This is a genomic window from Paraburkholderia sp. SIMBA_030, from assembly GCF_046535245.1.
GTDB lineage: Bacteria > Pseudomonadota > Gammaproteobacteria > Burkholderiales > Burkholderiaceae > Paraburkholderia.
This window is the reverse complement of the sequence record NZ_JAWRXB010000021.1, coordinates 103,008-122,659: the sequence shown is the minus strand read 5'-3', so window position 1 is coordinate 122,659 and position 19,652 is coordinate 103,008. Positions and strand designations below refer to the sequence as shown.

The 19,652-nt window shown below is 63.3% G+C and carries 16 protein-coding genes, 3 pseudogenes and 1 riboswitch; of the genes and pseudogenes, 10 read left to right on the top strand and 9 right to left on the bottom strand.

The window, feature by feature from the left end:
* Positions 1-255 precede the first annotated feature (255 nt).
* Together SB772_RS30665 and SB772_RS30660 are read right to left on the bottom strand one after the other, a co-directional pair.
* A pseudogene (locus tag SB772_RS30665) lies at positions 256-531 on the bottom strand (helix-turn-helix domain-containing protein); the annotation flags it as partial.
* 170 nt (positions 532-701) lie between these two features.
* A pseudogene (locus tag SB772_RS30660) lies at positions 702-902 on the bottom strand (hypothetical protein); the annotation flags it as partial.
* A gap of 355 nt (positions 903-1,257) precedes the next feature.
* Between SB772_RS30660 and SB772_RS30655 the strand changes: the two are divergent.
* Together SB772_RS30655 and SB772_RS30650 are read left to right on the top strand one after the other, a co-directional pair.
* Positions 1,258-3,528, top strand: a complete 2,271-nt coding sequence (locus tag SB772_RS30655) for a molybdopterin cofactor-binding domain-containing protein (RefSeq protein WP_410836903.1) — start codon at positions 1,258-1,260, stop codon at positions 3,526-3,528.
* 17 nt (positions 3,529-3,545) lie between these two features.
* Positions 3,546-4,004: a (2Fe-2S)-binding protein gene (locus SB772_RS30650; protein WP_410836902.1), complete on the top strand. Its 459-nt coding sequence runs from the start codon at positions 3,546-3,548 to the stop codon at positions 4,002-4,004.
* A gap of 280 nt (positions 4,005-4,284) precedes the next feature.
* On the opposite strand, the gene SB772_RS30645 is transcribed toward SB772_RS30650, so the two are convergent.
* From SB772_RS30645 to SB772_RS30620, 6 genes are all read right to left on the bottom strand, one after another.
* Positions 4,285-5,805 carry an efflux transporter outer membrane subunit gene (locus SB772_RS30645; protein ID WP_410836901.1) on the bottom strand — a complete coding sequence of 507 codons (1,521 nt, stop codon included), beginning with the start codon at positions 5,803-5,805 and terminating at the stop codon, positions 4,285-4,287.
* Positions 5,802-6,821 (bottom strand): efflux RND transporter periplasmic adaptor subunit, encoded by a 1,020-nt coding sequence (locus tag SB772_RS30640; RefSeq protein ID WP_410836900.1) that lies wholly within the window; start codon positions 6,819-6,821, stop codon positions 5,802-5,804. The genes SB772_RS30645 and SB772_RS30640 overlap by 4 nt, the downstream gene beginning before the upstream one ends.
* A complete protein-coding gene (locus SB772_RS30635; protein ID WP_410836899.1) occupies positions 6,818-7,027 on the bottom strand; it encodes a DUF1656 domain-containing protein in 210 nt (69 codons plus the stop codon). Before SB772_RS30635 ends, SB772_RS30640 begins: the two co-directional genes overlap by 4 nt.
* Before the next feature lie 46 nt (positions 7,028-7,073).
* On the bottom strand, positions 7,074-9,176 hold the full coding sequence (locus tag SB772_RS30630; RefSeq protein WP_410836898.1) for an FUSC family protein: 2,103 nt from the start codon (positions 9,174-9,176) through the stop codon (positions 7,074-7,076).
* A gap of 6 nt (positions 9,177-9,182) precedes the next feature.
* The gene (locus SB772_RS30625) at positions 9,183-9,743 is read right to left on the bottom strand and encodes a MarR family winged helix-turn-helix transcriptional regulator (protein ID WP_410836897.1); all 561 of its coding nucleotides are present in this window, start codon (positions 9,741-9,743) and stop codon (positions 9,183-9,185) included.
* Positions 9,744-9,847: 104 nt separating this feature from the next.
* On the bottom strand, positions 9,848-10,423 hold the full coding sequence (locus tag SB772_RS30620) for a histidine phosphatase family protein (protein ID WP_410836896.1): 576 nt from the start codon (positions 10,421-10,423) through the stop codon (positions 9,848-9,850).
* 57 nt (positions 10,424-10,480) lie between these two features.
* A riboswitch (cobalamin riboswitch) is annotated at positions 10,481-10,620 on the top strand.
* A 42-nt stretch (positions 10,621-10,662) separates the two neighbouring features.
* Here SB772_RS30620 and SB772_RS30615 point away from each other — a divergent pair.
* Complete coding sequence (locus SB772_RS30615) at positions 10,663-10,884, top strand: CbtB domain-containing protein (RefSeq protein WP_341317949.1); 222 nt, start codon at positions 10,663-10,665, stop codon at positions 10,882-10,884.
* A gap of 11 nt (positions 10,885-10,895) precedes the next feature.
* Positions 10,896-11,645, top strand: coding sequence for a CbtA family protein (locus tag SB772_RS30610; protein WP_410836895.1), 750 nt, complete (start codon positions 10,896-10,898; stop codon positions 11,643-11,645).
* A 269-nt stretch (positions 11,646-11,914) separates the two neighbouring features.
* Here the strand turns inward: SB772_RS30610 and SB772_RS30605 are convergent.
* A pseudogene (locus SB772_RS30605) lies at positions 11,915-12,172 on the bottom strand (metal-dependent hydrolase); the annotation flags it as partial.
* Positions 12,173-12,646: 474 nt separating this feature from the next.
* Here SB772_RS30605 and SB772_RS30600 point away from each other — a divergent pair.
* The 6 genes from SB772_RS30600 to SB772_RS30575 all read left to right on the top strand — a co-directional run bounded on the left by SB772_RS30600 (position 12,647) and on the right by SB772_RS30575 (position 19,542).
* The gene (locus SB772_RS30600) at positions 12,647-12,898 is read left to right on the top strand and encodes a PAAR domain-containing protein (RefSeq protein WP_410836894.1); all 252 of its coding nucleotides are present in this window, start codon (positions 12,647-12,649) and stop codon (positions 12,896-12,898) included.
* A gap of 115 nt (positions 12,899-13,013) precedes the next feature.
* Complete coding sequence (locus SB772_RS30595) at positions 13,014-15,725, top strand: type VI secretion system Vgr family protein (RefSeq protein ID WP_410836893.1); 2,712 nt, start codon at positions 13,014-13,016, stop codon at positions 15,723-15,725.
* Entirely contained in the window at positions 15,722-17,242 is a 1,521-nt protein-coding gene (locus SB772_RS30590; protein ID WP_410836892.1) for a hypothetical protein, read from the top strand. The genes SB772_RS30595 and SB772_RS30590 overlap by 4 nt, the downstream gene beginning before the upstream one ends.
* Positions 17,243-17,253: 11 nt before the next feature.
* Complete coding sequence (locus tag SB772_RS30585) at positions 17,254-18,657, top strand: Imm72 family immunity protein (protein ID WP_410836891.1); 1,404 nt, start codon at positions 17,254-17,256, stop codon at positions 18,655-18,657.
* Positions 18,654-19,259, top strand: coding sequence for a hypothetical protein (locus tag SB772_RS30580; RefSeq protein ID WP_410836972.1), 606 nt, complete (start codon positions 18,654-18,656; stop codon positions 19,257-19,259). The genes SB772_RS30585 and SB772_RS30580 overlap by 4 nt, the downstream gene beginning before the upstream one ends.
* A gap of 19 nt (positions 19,260-19,278) precedes the next feature.
* Positions 19,279-19,542: a hypothetical protein gene (locus SB772_RS30575; protein WP_410836890.1), complete on the top strand. Its 264-nt coding sequence runs from the start codon at positions 19,279-19,281 to the stop codon at positions 19,540-19,542.
* Positions 19,543-19,652: the final 110 nt, after the last annotated feature.

Sequence of the window (19,652 nt, the reverse complement as noted above, 5' to 3'; positions counted from 1 at the left end):
CTTCAACGATGCATCAGGCCGATGCTGAGGATTCTCGGCCTTTGGTAAGGCCAGGCCGGATTCCGACTCTATGCTTTACCGCGACGGAATTGTCGATCAGCGGGCAACGGCGGCATCTGTGTTGCCGCCCTTGCTCCGCCGTGCAGGCGCCTTTGTCGCCGGCTTCTTCGCCGCCGTCGTCTTTTTGGCCGTTGTTGCTGGCTTCTTGCGTGCTGCCGTTTTGACGCTCGCGTTGACAGCAGGGCGTTGCACTGGCGCGTCCGACACGCGCAACTCGATCCGCATGTCAGCCGCAACCGCCATATTGACCAGCGCATCAAGTGCAAACAGATTGATCTTGCCGCGCATGAGATCGGACACGCGCGGCTGGGTGACGCAGAAGCGCCTGGCAGCCTCTGCCTGACTCATTCCGGTACGGGCGATATGGTCCTTGATCGCCATCATCAACACTGACCGAAGCTTCATGTTTTCCGCTTGTTCCGGCGTGTCCTCGATCGCGTCCCACACGCTCGAAAATGTTTGGTTACTCATGGCTTCACCTCTTTCAATTCGCGGTAGCGCTTTGTGGCTAAATCCAGATCTGCTTTGCTGGTCTTCTGAGTCTTCCCGACCGTGCTGGACTTGATCGAGTTGATGGCCGGCGTCACGTCGAGCCGGGAGTGGGAACTCGCGCAAGTCGTCCAGGGCGCTACCGCAGAACTTTAATGGCTTCGCATCGATCGCGGAATTATACAAAAGTTTGTATAATTCCGCGATCGGAAAAGACACCGCCCACCTTCCTGCAACGCATCAATCCTCCCATACACCCCCGTCGTCGGCGTAGGCCCCGGAACAAAAAACAACGTGTTGGTCGGCTGGTTGCTGATGCCGTTGCCGAACGCCATCCCCCACAGTCCCGGCTGCAGGTAGTGTGAGCCGTCGTTAGAATACTGAACGTGCGGGTCGCGCGTTTATTCCATCCGACGTGCAATGCCGGGCGCTAGCGAAAATGCGCCATGTCTTGCCGTTTGCCGTTCAAGCCAGTTGCAATGCAGCGTGCCGCGGCGTGGCGAATGTCATTTAATGAAACAACACTCGGCTTGCCCGACATCCGACGCCATCCAACGCCATTTGCCGGGCCGCGCGGAAATGGCCAGAACGCGGGAGTTTCAGTCGAGCAGGCCCTCACACGTCTTATTAGTGTTCCGAAGAAGTGGTTGGCGCCGACCTGCGCCATTACAGCTTTTCTGCCGCCGTGGACGCACAGCAAACCATGTCATGTTAAAGCGCAGAACCTTCCTGCTCGGCAGCGCCGGCGCTGTCGGCGCGCTGCTGGTCGGCTGGTCGGTGCTGCCGCCGCGCCAGCGCCTGGCCACGTCCGCGCCGCTGCCGGTCGAAGGCACGCAGGCGGCGCTGAACGGCTGGGTCAAGATCGCCGCCGACAACAGCGTGACGATCATGATGAGCAAAGCGGAAATGGGGCAGGGTATTCACACCGGCCTCGCGATGCTGCTGGCCGAAGAGCTGGACGCCGACTGGTTGCAGGTGCGGGTGGAGAGTTCGCCGATCGACAAGATCTATAACAGCGTGCAGAACATCGTCGACGATCTGCCGTTTCGTCCGGACGACGACAGCACCATCAAGCGCACTGCAGTCTGGCTGACGAGCAAAGTAGCGCGCGAAGCCGGCACGATGATGACGGGCGGTTCATCGAGCATCAACGACCTGTGGACGCCCATGCGCGAAGCCGGCGCCTCGGCGCGCGCGATGCTGATCGGCGCGGCGGCCGCGCAATGGCATGTGCCGGCCAGCGAATGCCGCGCGCAAGCGGGCTACGTGCTGCACGCATCGGGCCGCAAGGCGAGCTTCGGCGAACTGTCGGCATTGGCCGCGCAGCAACCGCTGCCGCGCAAAGTCGCGCTGAAAGATCCCGCCGACTTCAAGCTGATCGGCAAGCCGGTGCGGCGCATCGAGGCCGTGTCGAAAATCAACGGCACGGCGCGCTTCGGCATCGACGCGTTGCCCGACGGCCTCCTGTATGCCGGCGTCGTCATGTGCCCGACGCTAGGCGGCACCGTATCGCATTTCGATGCGTCGCCCGCGATGAAAATGCCGGGCGTCATCAAGGCGTTCTCGGTGAAGCCATACAACGGCGGCAGTGGCGGCGTCGCGGTGATTGCCGACAATCCGTTTCGCGCGATGAACGCAGTCGACGCAATCACGGTGGAGTGGCATCACGGCGACGCAGCCAGGTTGTCCACCGCCGACGTGCACCGCCGCCTCGCACAAGCGCTGGATGACAGCGACGGCCACGCCTACTACCAACGCGGCGACGTGGATGCAGCATTGCACGGTGCGGCGCGAACCATCACGGCCGAGTACTACGCGCCGTATCTCGCACACGGCGCAGTCGAACCGATCAATTGTACGGTGCAATTCGCGGACGGCGCGGCTACCGTCTGGGTCTCGACGCAAATGCCCGCCCTCGCGCGTCACCACGCCGCGAAAGTGCTGGGCATCGACGCCGACAAAGTCGACATGCACACGCAACTGCTGGGTGGCGGCTTCGGGCGCCGTCTCGAGATCGATTTCATTTCGCAGGCGGCAGCGATTGCGCGCGAGGGCAGTGGCCATCCAGTGCAAACGATCTGGTCGCGTGCGCAGGACTTCACGCACGACTTCTATCGCCCGGCGTGCCTGTCGCGCTTCAAGGCAGGATTCGATGGCACGGGCAAGCTGGTCGCGTGGCACAGCACCTCGGCGAGTCAGGCGATCGTGCCGGAATCGCTCGCGCGTTACTACGGACTACCGCGCATTCCGCTTGACAAGACCACCTGCGAAGGCGCCTTCGATCAACCCTATGAATGGCCCACGGCACGCGTAGCGCACGAGATCGTGGAATTGCCTGTGCCGGTCGGATTCTGGCGGTCGGTCGGCCATTCGCACCAGGCGTTTTTCACCGAGAGTTTCACCGACGAACTGGCCGCGGTCACCGGCCAGGATCCGATCGCGTTTCGCGCGGCGCTGCTCACGCAGCATCCGCGCCATCTGGCCGTGCTGCGGCGCGTGGCGGCGCTATCCGGTTGGGGGCATCCACTGAAGCACGCGGCGAATGGCGCTCCGCAAGCGCGCGGCGTCGCGCTGCACGAGGCGTTCGGCAGCGTCGTCGCGCAAGTGGCGGAGGTGTCGCTCGGGCCGGACAAGCGGATTCGCGTGCATCGTGTGGTCTGTGTGATCGATTGCGGAATGCCGGTGAATCCGAACCTGATCCGTCAGCAGATGGAGAGCGCGATCGTGTTCGGTCTTTCGGCCGCGTTGCAGGACGAAGTCACGATCGTCGACGGCCAGGTGCAGCAGAAGAACTTTCTCGACTTCCCGGTGGTGCGGATGAACGATTGTCCGGTGATCGAAACCGACATCATGCCGAGCCGGATGCACCCGCAAGGCGTCGGCGAACCGGGCACGCCGCCGATCGCGCCGGCAGTCGCGAACGCGGTGTTCGCGCTGACCGGACAGCGGTTGCGCGCGTTGCCTTTGAAGCTCGCTTGAAGCGCATGGAGAAAAGCATGGGATCGCTAAACATCAACGGCCGGGCAGTGGCTGTCCAAGCCGAGCCGGATATGCCGCTGCTGTGGGTGCTGCGCTGCGAACTCGGCATGACCGGCACCAAGTTCGGCTGCGGTGTGGGGATTTGCGGCGCGTGCACGATCCATCTGGACGGCAAGGCGTGCCTCGCCTGCCAGACGCCGATGTCGAGCTTGCATACGCAGAAGGTGACGACGATTGAAGGCGTGCAGGGTGCCGAGGCGCAGGCGCTGAAGGCGGCGTGGCTCGATCTCGACGTGGTGCAATGCGGTTATTGCCAAAGTGCGCAACTGATGGCGGCCTGTGCGTTGCTCAAGCAGAAGCCCGATCCTACCGACGCCGACATCGACGCGGCAATGTCGAATATCGTGTGCCGTTGCGGCACTTATCCGCGGGTGCGGGCCGCGATTCACCAGGCGGCGAAGCGGCGGGCTGGCTGAAGCCGCCGCCGCATATGCACGCCGCTCAGTTCACCAGCATCTCCACCATCGCGACAACCACCGTGAAAACGCCGATACAGCCGCCCAACGTGGCTGCGCCTTGCATGAAGTTCGACATACGTGCCCCCGAAACGTATAAATGAAGGCTCGTATTTAACCCGAATTGAAAGGTAAAAGAAAGCTTGTCAAAAATAACTTTTGGACCGGCTTGGGTCAGCGCGCGCGGTGCGGTGCCGACGCCGCGCTAGCGCGGCCCGTCGTCAGAATCGATTGAGGCTGGTCAAGGCACTTTGATTGTGGCCGCCGCGCTCGGCATGGTCTTGGCAGGCGTTGCGGTGGCAGGTGCCGTCTGCGGATTGGTTTCCCAGCCGCCGCCGAGCGCGAGGAACAGGTTGACCTGATCGGTCGCCACCTGGCCTTGCGCGGCCGCTACCTGAGACTTCGTCGACGTCAGCGTGCGCGTCGCATCCAGATCCGAAATGAACGACTCGCGTCCGGCGAGATATAGCCGATGCGTTTCATCCGCCGACTCCGTAGCCGACTTCAGCGCGGCACGCAGTGCGTCGGCGCGGGCGTAGTCGGCGGCGTAGGTGGCGAGGCTGGTTTCGGTCTCGCGCAACGCGGTCAGCACCACGCCGTCGAATTTCGCCAACGCCACATTGCTCGACGCCTCCGCTTCGCGCACACGTCCGCGCGCACCGTTCGTCGGGAAGGTCCAGCTGATCAGCGGGCCGAAGTTCCAGCGCGCGGTCGGCGAGGTGCCGAGGTCTTCGAGGACCCCGGTCAAGCCGGCCGATGCACCGATGCTCACCGTCGGATACAACGCGCCGGTGGCGACACCGATTCGCGCTGTCGAAGCCGCCAGTTGACGCTCGGCCTCGCGCACGTCCGGGCGGCGCTTGAGCAGCGCGGCGCCGTCGCCGACTGGAATCGGCTGACGGATTTGCGGCAACGTATTGCAAGCCAGCACCGTCGGCGGCAGATCGGACGGTGCGCGAGCGAGCAGGGCTGCCAGCCGGTATTGCGCGATCTTGCGGCGCGCCGTGTAGCGCGGAATATCCGCCGCCAGCGTATCGACTTGCGTCTGGCCACGCGTCACTTCGGTCTGATTGCCGCGGCCCACATCGCGCAAACGGCGCGACACGTCCACGCGCTGCTTTTGCAACGCCAGCGATTGCTGCGCGATCCTGAGTTCCTCGGCCGCCGAGCATTGTTCGACATAAGAGCGCACCACGTCCGCGACCACCGTGATCCGCGCGAGATCGCCGGCGGCCTGCACGGACTCGGTGTCCGCTTGCGCCGCTTCGACGCCGCGCCGCAGCTTGCCGAACAGATCGATTTCGTATGAGATGCTGATGCCGATGTCGCCTTCGTTGACGACCGGCAACTTCTCCGTGAGCAGGTACTGCTCGGCCGATTCCTGCGCGCGCTCGATCACCGCCGAAGTTTTGCCGGAGAAACCGCCTTGCGCCTGTGCGACACTCAACGCTTCGCGCGAGCGCGCCAGATTCGCCGCAGCGACGCGCAAGTCGGTGTTCGATTGCAGCGCTTCGTCGACGAGGCCGTTCAGCACCGGATCGTCATACAGCTTCCACCACACGGCGGGCACGTTCTGGCGCGACGTCAACGCGGCATCGGCGCCTTCGAGCGGCGCATGGGCGAGCGGCGCGTTGACCAGCGCCTGCTTCGGCAGCGCGTAATCGGGGCCGACGTTGATGCAGCCGTTGAGCGCGAGGGCGAGCGGCAATAGCGGCAATAGCGACAACAGCGGCAATAAGGGCAGGGCGCGCGAGCGTTTCATTGCGAGGCGCCCGAGATGGCAGCCGCGGACGCCGCCTGTGCAGCAGAGGCAGCCGGAACAGCGGACGCGGACCCGGACGGAGCCGCCGGCGCATCCACGGCACCCGACGTGCCCGTCGTGCCGGCAATGCGGCGTGGTTTGCCGGTCGGCGACAGATCGCGCACCGACACGGTCGCGGTGCGTCCCGCGATCATGCGGAAGTCGGCGGGGATTTCGTCGAGCGCGACGCGCACCGGAATCCGCTGCGCGAGCCGCACCCAGCTGAACGCCGGGTTCACGTTCGGCAGCAGGTTCGAGCCTTGCGTGCGATCGCGGTCCTCAATCGCTGCGACGATGCTTTGCACGTGACCGCGCAGCACGCTCGGCTCGCCCATCACCTTGATATCGACCGGCTGGCCGATGTCGATGCCGCGCAGCTTGGTTTCCTCGAAGTAGCCGTCGATACGGAACGAGTGCATATCGACCACCGCCAGCACCGGCCGGCCCGCCGCGACGAACTCGCCGGTGCGCGGCGCGCGGTCGTTCAGATAACCGTCGACCGGACTCACGATCGTGGTGCGTTGCAGATTCAGCCTGGCCGTATCGATCGCGACGTTCGCATCGGCGAGCGCGGCTTCGGCCTGATCGACACGCGAGCGGCTTTCTTCGGCGACCTCCGCCGCGACCAGGTTGCCGAGCTTACGATTGCGCGCGTCTTCGCGGCGCGCCTGTTCGAGCGTGGCGCGGCGTTGCTGCGCGGTGGCTTGTGCCTGGCGCAGTGCGAGCGTGTAACGCGCCTGGTCGATGACGAACAACACCTGGCCTTGCTTGACCTGCTGGTTGTCCGTCACCTCGACGGATGAAATCAACCCCGAGATATCCGGCGCGACCTGGATCACGTCGGCGCGCACGTGGCCGTCGCGGGTCCACGGCGCGAACATGTAATAGCCGACCAGTTTCCACAGCACGAGGGCCGCGATCACGACGACGATCAGGGTCAGCAGAATTTGACCGACGGAGAACCAGGTTTTTTTCACGTTATTAGTCTGTGCGAAACGACGACGACAAGGCCCAGCACCAGCACATAGATGCCGAGATCGAAGATGGAACGGTGCCACACGAAGCGGTAAAAGCCGACACGTGTGAGCGCCGTGCGGATGACCAGGTTGATCAGATACGCGATCAACATCAGCACGAGCACGGCCGGCACGAACACGCCGAAGATATCGATTTCACCGATCATCGCGGGCAGTCAGCAAGGAAGAAGAACAGGGTGCGGGACGGGCGCATCAGGCGGCGGGCTCCGGTTCGGGCGGCGTGGGCGTGGTGAGCGTGGCCGGAAACAGCGACAGACGCAAGCCGACCAGCGCGTGCAGCGCGTCGCGCAATTGCCGTGTCGAGGTCTGCGAGGTCGCGCTCGGCGTGCCGGCATTGGCGAGCCCCTGTGCGGTGACACGCGCCACGGCGGTATCGATCGACGACATCAGGCTCGCGGGCACCGGTTGGCGCGCGCGCAGGTCGACGCAGGTTTCGAAATGTTCGCGCACGCCTTCGAGCACGTGGTCGATCGCGGCCGGCGCTTCGCCGCCGAGTTTGCGGGTCAGGCGGCGCAAGTCGAGCGCGTTGAAGGCGATGCGCAGATCGCGGAAACTTTCGATCGACGGATGGCGATGATCGTCGGTGGCGGCGAGGCGCGGGATCAATTGCATCAGGCGGTCGAGCATGCGCGCGGCGAGATTGCGCGGATCGTCGATCGTGCGTGTCGAGGCGGTCAGCGCCACGTCGGCCCAGCTCGAACGCAACAGCCGCGCCGCCGCGAGTTCGGCGCCGAACGGGCGTGTCACGCGGGTCCACAGGAACGCGTACAGCAGCCCGGCGAGGCCCGCGAGATTGCTGTTCAGGAACACCAGGAAGTCGGCGTCGTAGGCATCCTGAATGCTGATGAAGGTAGCCGTGTTGACCGCGACCAGCATCGTAGCGAGATTGAATTGCGGGCGCGGGATCAGCGTGCCGACGAAAATGAACGGCGCGGCGAACATGACCACCAGCATCGGAAAGTCATGCACGTGCGGCAGCACGACGAACAGATAGAGGCCCGCGAACACGACGCTGGCCGCAGTCGACGTAAAGAACTTGAAGACCATCGGCGCGGGTTCGTCGAGCGCGGCGAAGAAGCAGCATGCGACCGCAGCGAGCGTCACCGCGCCGGCTCCGTCCGCCCACCCTGAACTGATCCACAAACTGCACGCGAGAACGATCGCACCGACTGCGGAGCCGGTCGAAAACAGCATGATGCCGCGGTCGAAGTAGCGCTCGGTGCCGCCCAGGCGCCAATGGCGGAAACGCGGCCGCCACGAACCTTCTTCGCGCGTGATGATGATGCGCAGCGTGCGGCAGTCCTGCCAGACATTGATGACCTGCTTCAGGCGCCACAACGCGCTCGACAGCAGCGCACCATCCCAGCTTGCGATCGCCGCCGGTGGCGGCTGCATCGCCGCGATCCGCTCGCGCAGCGCGTCGGCTACGGGGTCGGGGTGGTCGCCCTTGCTGGCAACCGGAAGCGGCGCATTGAACCATTTGATGACATCGGCGAGCAATGCTTCAAGGCCGTCGGGCCATGAATGCCGGCCGCTGTTGTAGAGCGCGATCAGCGGATCGGCCAGCGCCGACATCAGCGGCAGCAGTAACTGCATGCGCCCGCGCAGCTCGTGAGTGCGTGCCAGGATGTCCGGCCGGGTGTGGTCGTAGGCGAGCTGGCTCAGCAGCAGTTCCAACCCGTTGATGGTAGCCGCGAGCCGCTGGCGGGCCGCCGAGATCGCCGAGCCGGCGATGCGTCCCGAGAGCGTTTCGGTCGCATAGAACGCGGCGTCGCGAAACCACGCGTCGGTCCGCTCGATGATGGTGGGCGCGAGCCGGCTCGGAAACACCGCGCCGCCGACAACGCTCGCGCACACGATGCCGAGCGTGATTTCCTCGGTACGGGTGATCGCGAGGTCGAACACGCCGCCCGGATTGGTCACCGAAGGCAACGCGATCATCGGCAGCGTATAGCCCGCCAGCAGGAACACGTAGCTGCGCGCGGTGCGGTCGGAGATTGCCAGATACAGCAGCGTACCGGTCCATAGCGCGACGACCACGCTGAACAGATACGGCGATTCGACGAACGGCGGCACCACCAGAATCGCGCCTGCCGCGCCGATCGCGGTGCCGAACGCACGATAGAGCGCCTTTGAACGGGTCGCGCCGACAAACGGATTCGACACGATGTAGACCGTCGCCATCGCCCAGTACGGCCGCGGCAGTTCGAGCGCGAGACCGAGATAGAGCGCCAGCATGGCTGCGGCGAACGTCTTGACCGAGAACAGCCAGTCGCGGATGGAAGGGTAGACCATAACCGGTTACGCCGTGTCCCTGGTGTGGTGTGGCGTTGCGGAGTTTGCTTTGTCTTTGTTTAATTTTTTTGTTCTGGCCGGTTTGGCGGGCTTACTCGCGGTGTTCGTGCTGCCCTGGGAATCGTCTCGATCGGTGGGGGCGTCGGCCACGAAGGCGGCCAGTACCCGCAAGGTCGCTTCGAGATCGCTGCGCGTGACGTTTCTCAAAGCCTGCGCGCGCAGGGTGACCAGTTCTGCTTCGATCTTTGCCGTGACGGCGCGGCCTTCGTCGGTCAGGGTGACCGTTTTCGCGCGCCGGTCCTCCGGGTCTTCGTCGCGGCGCATGAGGCCCGCTGCGCATAGTTGATCCAGCAGCCGGACTAGCGATGGGCCTTCGATGCCGATCAGATCGGCCAGCGTTACCTGACGGACTGCTTCGCCCAAGCGGCTCGCCGTGAGCAGCGGCGTGGCGCATGCTTCGGAGACGTTGAAGGCCGTCAGCACGCCATGGCTTGTGCGCCGCCATTTTCTGGCGGCGACGATCAGGGTGCTGCTGACTGTGCGGCGTAAGGTGTCGAGGGTCGGCATGGCCGGTATTGTATTTCTTAAATATTCGTTAGCAAACTATTGAATCAGGGTTTTTGCCTTTGACGGCGATTGTTGTCTGTGCGCTAGCGGGTGGCGATGTTCGATTACTGCCGCGCCGGCCACCACGCCCAACCGCGCGGCGAGCGTCGCAACTCGATTACCGAGAGCGGCGCAATTTCGATGCGTGGAAACACGGCGGGCGACGCCCCGAGCGCGTGGACGATCGCGGCCCGGATCACCGGCGCATGCGTGACACCGACGACGCTGCGTGCATCGTTTGATGCATCGCCTGGCGCGTCGAGCCATTGGCCTATCCGTTTCACGAGCTGACTGAACGACTCGCCGCCATGCGCGGCCGCATCCGGATCGCACGTCCATGCCGCGAGGTCCTGCGGTGCCTCGACAGCGAGGTCCGCGAGGCGCCGGCCGTGCCATTGTCCGTAGTCGATATCGGCCAGTTCGGACGCGACCGTCGCCGCGAGCCCCAATGCCGATGCCGTAGCGCGTGCACAAAGGGCAGGGCTGACGAAAACCGTCGCGTCGCGAGCGATCGACAGACGCTCACGCGCGGCGGTGGCTTCGGCGAGGCCGCGTTCGTCGAGTGGATCGTCGGCGGGGAAGCGGCCTGCGCGCATGGCGGCGGTCGACGCGTGGCTGACCAGTAACAGCCGGGTGTCCATTCAGTTCCTTCCCATAGTGGTGGCCGGGCAAAAGCCGGATGCCGCGCGCATGCATTGCGCTACCGAGGGACAAAGTTTAGCGCGTAGAATAGCTGGACTGCGAAGCGCGGAAGCCGGTGGGAGCCCGGCGCGGTCGCGCCACTGTAATCGGTGTTCACACGTCGAAAGCCAGACCTGAGCTTCGCACCATTCCTCTTCAATCGACTATCGGGGCGCGTTACCCCCAGGAGATGTCCATCATGACCGATGCAGTTTTCGATCCGGCTGCTCAGCCTGCCACTCAACCCACACCGATACCGCTGCGCGAGCTGTTGCCTTGGGTCGTGTTTGGCGGTTTGCTGCTGCTGCTCGCGCTTTACTTCGTTGGTGCGGAACAGGGCGCTACGTCGCTGATTCCTGGCATGTATGTGCATGAGTTCGTGCACGATGGCCGTCATTTGCTCGGCTTTCCTTGCCACTAACGGAGACGAACATGGTTGGTAAATTGTTGGTACGCGGCATGCTTGCAGGCATCGCCGCGGGACTGCTCACGTTCGGCTTTGCCAGAGTCGTCGGCGAACCGCAGGTCGAGCAGGCGATTTCGTTCGAGGAAAAGGCCGCAGCGGCGAGCGGTGACGCGCACGATCACGGTGAACTGGTGAGTCGTGGCACGCAAGCGGGCTTGGGGTTGCTGACAGGCGTGGTGACGTATGGCGCGGCGTTCGGCGGACTGTTCTCGTTGGTGTTCGCGTATGCGTATGGCCGCGCTGGTACGTCGAGTGCGCGCGCGTTATCTGCATGGCTCGCACTTGGCGCGTTCATTGCATTGGTGATCGTCCCGAACCTCAAGTACCCGGCGAATCCACCGTCGGTAGGCGATCCAGAGACGATCGGGACGCGAACCGGATTGTTCTTCCTGATGATTGCTGTTTCGCTGGCCGCGATGGTGTTTTCGCTGAAGGTACGGCGTCGCGCGGTGATGAAGTTGGGTATGTGGAATGGGTCGATTGTGGCGGGGGTGGTGTTTATCGTGATTATCGGCGCGGTGCAATTGTCGATGCCGACGATTAACGAGGTGCCGGCTGGTTTTCCAGCTGTGCTGCTATGGAAGTTTCGCGTCGCGGCGATTGGGATGCAGGTGATCATGTGGACGACGATCGGGCTGCTGTTCGGCGCGATGGCGGAGCGGAGCAAATTGCTGAGTTCCACGGGCCGCACGGCGGCGAAGTCTGCTTACCTCTGATTGCCGCTGTTGCAGGAGGCGCGATCGCTAAGGTGGTTGCGCCGACGTGCAGCGCGCAAGAATTTAAATAGATCAAGGACTTGGTGCGGTTGTGTGGATGTTATCCACAGGCTTGCGAACATTTTCTGTGGACAAGTCCACAATAGAGATTCTGGTTTTTTTGCCTTTGGCGGTGCGATCCTTCTGTGTGCCCGCGGCGTTGGCCTTTCCCTGTTGTGTGCCGACACCGTAGGCACACAAACGCCGTAGGCAAAAAAGAACCGCCGCGCTTATCCCATTTTCAAATGCCGCAGCGAAAAACCATGCACACAAAAATGCTCGCCGACAAGCCAGGTGGCGACCACAATTAAATCGCAGTGCCCGCTATTCCACAAATTCAACGAATGGCGTCCGGCAACCCACGGCACGCCGAGCGGATTCGGCCAATCAGCCAGCAAATGCATCAAGCCACCACAGGCAAACCCAAACGCCGGCGCGGCATATACCGGATGCCCGAGCCAGTGATAAGAAAAAGCCAGCAACGCCACCATGGAAGCGGCCCGCGCACGCGTATCGCCGCTCGCTGACGGCAATGTCCTGCCGTCGGGCAGTCCGACGTTATTCGGCCGACGCCGTCCAGCCCGCAGGGATGTCGTGTCCTCGTGTCTACCTGGCTGAATACCGATAAGGATAGCTGATGAAGAGGTGTGGCGAAGTTCCCGCCATTGCCGTATCCCCGCAGGACCTGACCGACGCGCAGTGGCACCGTGTCCGGCCCCTGTTCGGACTGTTCGAGGCCGGTGACGGTGGCAGCGATGACGGGTGGCGCGTCATCGCGCTCACATACGCCGTCGCGCACTGATCCAAAAGGTTGATCGGGAAAAGTAAAACATTGACAGATGTTTATCTCAAAATTAATTCGCTAACCTGATTGATATGGATATATGGACATGCGCGGCAACCGTCGTTAATAATGCCCGCTCGGTTTCCGGTGTGGTGAAAAATAACCAGGGGGCGTCACGATGAAGAATGAGAACGGCCAGCCGATGATCCGGCTGGGAGACAGGACCGATCACAATGGAACGGTCGTCGAAGCGGCGCCGGACCTCACGCACATGGGCGTCCCGGTCGCGCTCGACGGCCACAAGGTCATGTGCCCGCTATGCAAGGGCACCTTCCCCATCATCGCAAAGGGCAAGCGGACCCACAAGGGCAAGGTGGTCAGCTACGCGGGCGACAAAACCGGCTGCGGCGCGACCCTGATCGCGTCGTGACGGCATTGTGACCACCGCCTGATTCTCTCCTCCCACTCTCTCCCTCGCACGCATGTTCAAACCACTTCAGGCACGCACGCTCGCCGTGTCGGGCGCAGCACTGCCCACGCATGGCATGGACAGCCTGCCTCTGCTCGTCCCCATCCGCTTGCAGGGCGGTGAAACGCTTGGCAGGCTGGACGATTACCGTTATCTGCTCACACTCAGGACTGACGATGCGCTGGCGTTTTCGCCCAGCGTAACGGCGAATTTCAATCTGCATTCGGTGGTCGGCACGGAGGTAACGGTACTCATCCAGATTGAAGGCAAGGGGCAGTTCATCCCGGGGATGCCCGGCAACTCGGGTGCGGGCAATATCGGCGCGGGCGTGCGGGAAATTACCGGCATCGTCAGCATGGCCCGCATCGTCGGCGAGGATGGGCGTTCCATCATTTACGAACTGGAACTGCGTCCGTGGCTCTGGCTTGCAACCCAGACTCAGGACACCCGGATTTTCCAGAACAGGAGCGTCGAGGAAATCACCGACGAGGTGCTGGGCAAATACATCTTTCCGGTGGAAAAGCGCCTTGCTGGCCCGGTCTCCGCGAGGAGGTATCCGCCGCGCGATGTGCAGCGCCAGGCGGGCGAGTCCGACTGGCAGTTTCTGCAACGCCTGTGGGAAGAATGGGGAATCTGGTGGTGGATGGAATACAGCGGCGGCAAGCAGCGGCTGGTGCTGTGCGATACGCTTGGCGGGCATCATCGTCACGGTCCCGCCTATGAATCGATCCTGTATTCCGCGCCGACCGGCAAGCGGATTGACGAGGAGCACATTCACGAACTGTCGGTAACGAGCCGACTCACACCAGGCAGGGTCACGCTCACGGACTATGACTATACCCAGCCGGGTGCCAATCTTTCGGTCGGCGAGCAGGACCCGCGCAACACGGCGCACGCGAATCAGGAGCACTACGCATGGGGCGACTACAGCCAGCCGCAGGCGGGGCCGATGGGGCTGTCGGGCGAGCCCAATGATGCGCAGGCCGAAGCGCGGCACCTGGCCCGCGTGCGCATGGAAGCGCTGCGTTGCGCCGGTCTGCGCGCGTGCGGAAAAGGCAATCTGCGCGGCCTGACGGTCGGCCACACCTTCACGCTGACCGGCTATCCGCAGCAGGAGGCAAACCGCGAATACCTGGTGGTGTCCTGCACGCTGGACATCGAGGATATCGGTGGGCAGTCGGGCGCGGGCCAGACGTTTCGCTGTGAGGCGGGATTCGACATCCAGCCCGCCAACGAGCCGTTCCGGCTGGCCCGCAGCATCGGCAAGCCGCGCATCTACGGGGTGGAAAAAGCGGTGGTCGTGGGACCGGCCGGCCAGGTCATATGGACCGACGCCTATGGGCGCGTGAAGGTCCAGTTCGAATGGGACCGGCAGGGGCAGCGCGACGAGAACGCGGGCATCTGGCTGCGCGTCGAGCAGCGGTGGCAGGGGCCGCACATGGGCACCGCCTTCATTCCGCGCATTGGCCATGAAGTGACCATCGGTCACTACTACGGCGACCCGGATCTGCCGGTCGTCACCGGCAGCGTGGTCAACGCCTTCAACCAGTCGCCCTACGATCTGCCTGGCAACGCGGCCATCTCGGGCATCCGGGGCCAGGAACACCACGGCGTCCAGTCCGGGCAGGTCGTCATCGATGATACGAGGGGCGAAATCCAGACGCAGGTATCGAGCGACTACGGCGCATCGCAGCTGAGCCTGGGCTTTATCCGGCGCATCCTGGGCCGCAAGGGACGGCAGGACGCGCGGGGCAAGGGCTTCGATCTGCGCACCGATTTCTGGGGCGTGGTGCGCGGACTGATGGGACTGTTCATCACGACGGACGGCCAGCCGGGCGCACCGGGGCACGCGAAGAATGCCGACGAGGCGGTCGCGCGGCTCACGCGGGCGCGCGACCTTCACGAAAGTATGGCGGAACTGGCGCAGCAGCATGAGGCGCAGCGCAAGGACCTGGACCAGAGCGTCGTCACGAAGGCGATCAAGGCGCAGAACGACGCGATCCAGGGTAACACCAGCGCGGGCGAAGATGACTTCCCGCAACTGACGGAGCGGCATATCGCTATCGCGAGTGCTGTAGGCATCGTCCTGACCGCCGAGAAGGGCACGCACGTCGCGAGCAACGAGGACTTCGCGGTGACGAGCGGCCGGCATGTCGGCATCGCGGCGGGCGGCTCGCTGCTCGCGAGCGTGAAGGAGGGGGTTTCGTTGTTTGCCCACGAGTCTGACATCGGTCTCACGGCGGGCACCGGCAAGGTGAAGATCGAGTCGCAGCGCAATGAACTGAGCCTCATCGCGCAGCAGGTTCTGAACATCATCAGCACGATGGATGCCATCAACCTGACGGCCAAAAAGGAAATCGTGCTGCATGCCGGTCGCACACGCATTGTCATCAACGACCAAGGCTACTTCGTCTACACCGATGGCAACCACCTCGTGCATGCGGGCAGTCATGCGACCGAGGGGCCGCAGGCGATGCCGCTGACGTTCCCGCAACGCACCTTCAGCAATCCGTGTGCGCTCAGTCACGCCTACCGGGACGATGAACCGGTCCACGGCGCGAAGTTCGATATCGCCTACGACGACGGCAGGCACCACAGCGGCGTGCTGGATAGCGCCGGGCGCGCCGACCTCAGCAGCGCGCCCGGAGGCTTCGGGCGGATCAGTTTCGGCCCCGACCAGCGCGACTGGCAGGGCAAGATCCAGGACCCGAACCCGGCCCACAAGTCGTCGTGGACCGAGAGCGATTTCACCACCTCCGCCAGCCGGAACAGCAATGGAGTGTCATGAGCGATCCTGCAAACAATAACAATCCGACCGACAACCGGATCGGTGCCATCGAGGTGGGCAAGCTGATCTGGAACAGCGCGGCGGCGTCGGTCGAATGGGTAGGTGGCGCGCTGGCTGGTGAATTCAGCCAGAAACAGACCGCCGGCCAGATCGTTTTCGATGCTGTGATCAGCATGTTCCCGGTCCTCGGCGAAGGCACGGCGGCGCGCGATGCGATTGCAATCTGTCTTGGCATGTGTGACGACCGGCAGAAAGCCGAAGACCGCTGGCAATGGATCAGGCTCGTGCTGTGCCTGATCGCCGTGGTGCCGCTGCTCGGTGGCGTCCTCAAGGGCGTCGGCAGGCTGGTGGTGCGAGCGCTGGAAAAAAGCGAGAACCTCGAAAAGCTGGCCGCCGAGATCGTCCTGTTCCTGAACCGCATGGGGCGCGGCAACGCCTATGAATGGCTGCGCCAGCTTGACTTCACCCGCTATCAGGGGGCGGTCGCGGGCGCGCTTACCGAACTGCTCGACCGGCTCACGCGCGCGAGCCAGTACATTGTCAGGAACATGGGCGGCGTCCTGCCCCCTGCGGTGCGCCAGTATCTGGCGGCGCTGCCGCCGAAGTTGCAGGAGATCGGGCGTCTCGCCAACCGGATGGTGCCGCAGGCACTGAAGGACCTCAACGACTGCCTGGTGCGGATGCGCGCGCATCTGGTCGAGGGCACGTGGGCCGATATCACGGTGGGCGCGGGCAACGTCACCACGCGTGAGGCCGAGGGGCGGCTCGCGACAATGGCGCGCGATGGCGGGAAGATTGCCCACCCGCCCGCGACGCTGGCCAGCTATCAGCACAAGGAGGGGTGGCTGGATTTGAGTACGGGACGCAACGTTGCGACTGACAAAGAAACCGGCGACGATATCTTTACCACGATTGAGTCGTTTAGCCGCGATAAGCCGATTGTGGCCGACACTATCCATCCCGGCAGGGCAATGCTGGCGCGGGTCATCGATTCTGCCCGGCACAAGAGCATTCCGCCCAGAACCAAGGTATCGAACTACTGGCTGCCAGGTCTGCCGAAGAACGGCCGCGAGTGGCGCGAGAACTGGGCCGTGGTACAGGAGTGGAACCATAATGGCGCGTATGTCCAGCTTACTCATATTCCGACAGCGGATGAACTGAGGGCCGCTGGCGTCGTGGTGCCCCCCGGCTGGGAAGGGCTGCGGGTCTGGCGCGGCCAGGTGTCGAGCCAGTATGACGCGGAACTGGGCCGCTATCTGGCGGGGGGCGAAACGCAGCTGGTGATCGACTTCGATCATCCCCACAACGCTGTGCTCAGGGAATACGTCAGGACGCTGATGGCCCAGCCGACCCGGTGGACCGACGTAATGTTTGGCTCCAGCGAGCGGGCGGCCGTGCGGGCGATGGAGCCGCATGAACTCGCGCCGAAAACCGTGCCGCAGGGCTACACCACCCGGGCCCCCGCTGCCGTGAGCCGTGGCGTGCCGGATCGCACCAGCGCCGAACAGCAACATTAAGGAAAGCCGCGATGTCCAGTTTTATCTTTGTTGCAGGCAGGAATGACGATGCGGCCCGCGACCGCGCGTTCTACCTGCTGAAGAAATACACCAGCGCCACGTCGCTGCGCCGGGCGATCGACCTGTACGACGGGTTCCTGCGCGACTTCGAGCGCGAGATCAGGAAGCCGGAGAATGTCGAAATCAGCCTGCTTGGCAAGCCGATCGACTATGGCGAAGACCTGCAACGCTTTCTCGAATACCTGAAACCGATGGAGTACGCGCGGCCTCTGCTGACCAATCCGGCCCGGCGGGCCGAGGCGCTCGGCATGTTGCGCGAGGCGATCCGGTTCAGCGCATACATATGGGGCCGACGGTATGAGGAAATTGGCGCTGGCGACAGCGACTCGCTATTCTACAAGCTCGGCTATCGCTGGTTTTGCTATGAGTCTATCGGTGTTTTCGGGAAAGCTGATCTAGCCGCCACACTGATTTCTCTCATGTGCAAGACCGCATCTAAGAACGGTATAAAGCGAGGCGTTGTTTCGCTTGGCGGCACGCGCGAGTCTCGGAGGGTGATGTGCTGGACTTATGAAAGCATTTTTTTCGATACCGAACCTAGGAATAGTATTCCGCCCATCGTCTTCCCCACGCATCTGCCGCCCTGCCCGCCTAAGAACGAGGAGAGCGAAGGCCAGGTGTGGAGCGGCCAGCCGATCCCGGTGACCGGCATATGGGAGCCGTGGCCGGTCGGTCCCACGGCTGGCGTACGTTGTCCGAACTATTATCTGGCGGGCGACACGGCGAGCGAGTACCAGACGGAAGGCACCGATACATCCGAAGCGGTCCGCTGGCGTTTGATCTGGAAGGATACCCGCTATTCCAGCGGCGGCATTCCCGTCGAGGAAGAGGACTACTTCCTGCCGGAACCGGTGGTCATCGAGTCGCGGGTGCGCAGGGCCTGGCCCGGAGAAATCTGTCCGCAGACCGGCGAATGGTTCGCGAACCACCTGAACCAGAAGGTGCGGGTGGCAGCCGGAGACCCGATGCCGGGACCGGAACGCAGCCCGGGCGGGAATCTGGTCATCTGGTATCTGAACGAGCAGGCCACGGAACCAGAGCCGGAACTGTTGCCAGAGGATGCCGTTGCGATGCTCGGCTACAACCCGGTCATCGAACCGAAGCCCGTGTACTGCAAGAGCGGCGAAGCGTGTCCGAAAACCGGTCTGTGGAAGCCGATCGTGCCGGCCGGTATCCGGGGCTACGAGTCGTTTACCCGGCCCGGCAACTTGGGCATGATGCCGCTGCGCGTGCAGGCCGGTGCTCGAATGCCGAACTTCGGGGCCTACACGGACGAAGACGAAGCGCGGATCGTCTGGAAGTGGATCGGCGAGCAGGGGGAGTATGACCACCCGAACGCAGCGAGGCCGTCGTGATCTGCGCGGATTCCTGCTTCACGTCGCCGGAAGTCTATGTGCTTGTTAACGAGAAAGCTGTGGCAGAACCAAGGCGCTTTCACTGGCTCGCCACAGAGCTGATGGACGGCAAGAACGCGGTCCGTTGCTTCCTGTCACTCTCCGATGCGGTACTGGCTGCCGGTATCGCGCGTGCAACCCAGGACCTGGTGGTTGCTCCCGCGAAGGCGGCACAATTTGGCATTGAAGCCTTTCGCTCGGGAGACGAATACCTCGCCGTACTGCACGTCGGCTGGGCCGCGCATCAGGACCGGTTGCTCGTCAGCCAGGATGGCGTGTTTGCGACCCTTGGCATGCCGCTTCGCCAGCCGGTCAGTAGCCGCACACCGGACTTCGAGGTCGATGCCCGGACACTTGCAATGGTAGGTGGACTGTACGAGTACGCAGGGATGTTCGCGTGGCGTGTACTTGAAGCGCCGATCCTGCTGGACGAATTTGATTTCAAGCTTGATGACGAATTCGCGCGTCGGTTTGGGGGTGGAGTGCTCAATCTGATTGCGCTGGGTCAGCCAGACATCAAGCAATACATGACCGTTACGCAACGGCCACTCGACAGGCTTTAGATCGATGCAGAGGGTTTTGATGGCCAAACATCCGCCGTATTCCATGGTTCTGACCTACAACGAAGATCTGCAACAGTTAATCGTGCACACCGTTGATCCAAGCAGACTGGCCCCGCTCGTGGCCGGGAGAATGGGCGTGGTGTTGGCTGATGAACACGATTTCAAACTTGACGACGAATTCGCGCGACAGCTTGGAGTCGGATTGCTTAATACGATCGCTCTGGGTCAGCCGGACATCAAGCAATACATGACTGTCACACAAGACCCGGTCGACAAGCCGTGACGCAGTAATTCACTACTGTCTGCCCGGACGAAAGCCGCTCCCTGATTGTCGGCGCTTTCCGTACCCGTCTTCAGATGTATTAACCTGGACTGGACCTGAGAGGTAGTCGC

Excerpts from the sequence above, each read along its gene's own strand:
- SB772_RS30635 (WP_410836899.1), bottom strand. The coding sequence starts at position 7,027 with ATGATCGGTGAAATCGATATCTTCGGCGTGTTCGTGCCGGCCGTGCTC.
- SB772_RS30600 (WP_410836894.1), top strand. The coding sequence starts at position 12,647 with ATGAAGAATGAGAACGGCCAGCCGATGATCCGGCTGGGAGACAGGACC.
- SB772_RS30595 (WP_410836893.1), top strand. The coding sequence starts at position 13,014 with ATGGACAGCCTGCCTCTGCTCGTCCCCATCCGCTTGCAGGGCGGTGAA.
- SB772_RS30590 (WP_410836892.1), top strand. The coding sequence starts at position 15,722 with ATGAGCGATCCTGCAAACAATAACAATCCGACCGACAACCGGATCGGT.
- SB772_RS30645 (WP_410836901.1), bottom strand. The coding sequence starts at position 5,805 with ATGAAACGCTCGCGCGCCCTGCCCTTATTGCCGCTGTTGTCGCTATTG.
- SB772_RS30620 (WP_410836896.1), bottom strand. The coding sequence starts at position 10,423 with ATGGACACCCGGCTGTTACTGGTCAGCCACGCGTCGACCGCCGCCATG.
- SB772_RS30585 (WP_410836891.1), top strand. The coding sequence starts at position 17,254 with ATGTCCAGTTTTATCTTTGTTGCAGGCAGGAATGACGATGCGGCCCGC.
- SB772_RS30650 (WP_410836902.1), top strand. The coding sequence starts at position 3,546 with ATGGGATCGCTAAACATCAACGGCCGGGCAGTGGCTGTCCAAGCCGAG.
- SB772_RS30615 (WP_341317949.1), top strand. The coding sequence starts at position 10,663 with ATGACCGATGCAGTTTTCGATCCGGCTGCTCAGCCTGCCACTCAACCC.
- SB772_RS30630 (WP_410836898.1), bottom strand. The coding sequence starts at position 9,176 with ATGGTCTACCCTTCCATCCGCGACTGGCTGTTCTCGGTCAAGACGTTC.
- SB772_RS30610 (WP_410836895.1), top strand. The coding sequence starts at position 10,896 with ATGGTTGGTAAATTGTTGGTACGCGGCATGCTTGCAGGCATCGCCGCG.
- SB772_RS30625 (WP_410836897.1), bottom strand. The coding sequence starts at position 9,743 with ATGCCGACCCTCGACACCTTACGCCGCACAGTCAGCAGCACCCTGATC.
- SB772_RS30575 (WP_410836890.1), top strand. The coding sequence starts at position 19,279 with ATGGCCAAACATCCGCCGTATTCCATGGTTCTGACCTACAACGAAGAT.
- SB772_RS30655 (WP_410836903.1), top strand. The coding sequence starts at position 1,258 with ATGTTAAAGCGCAGAACCTTCCTGCTCGGCAGCGCCGGCGCTGTCGGC.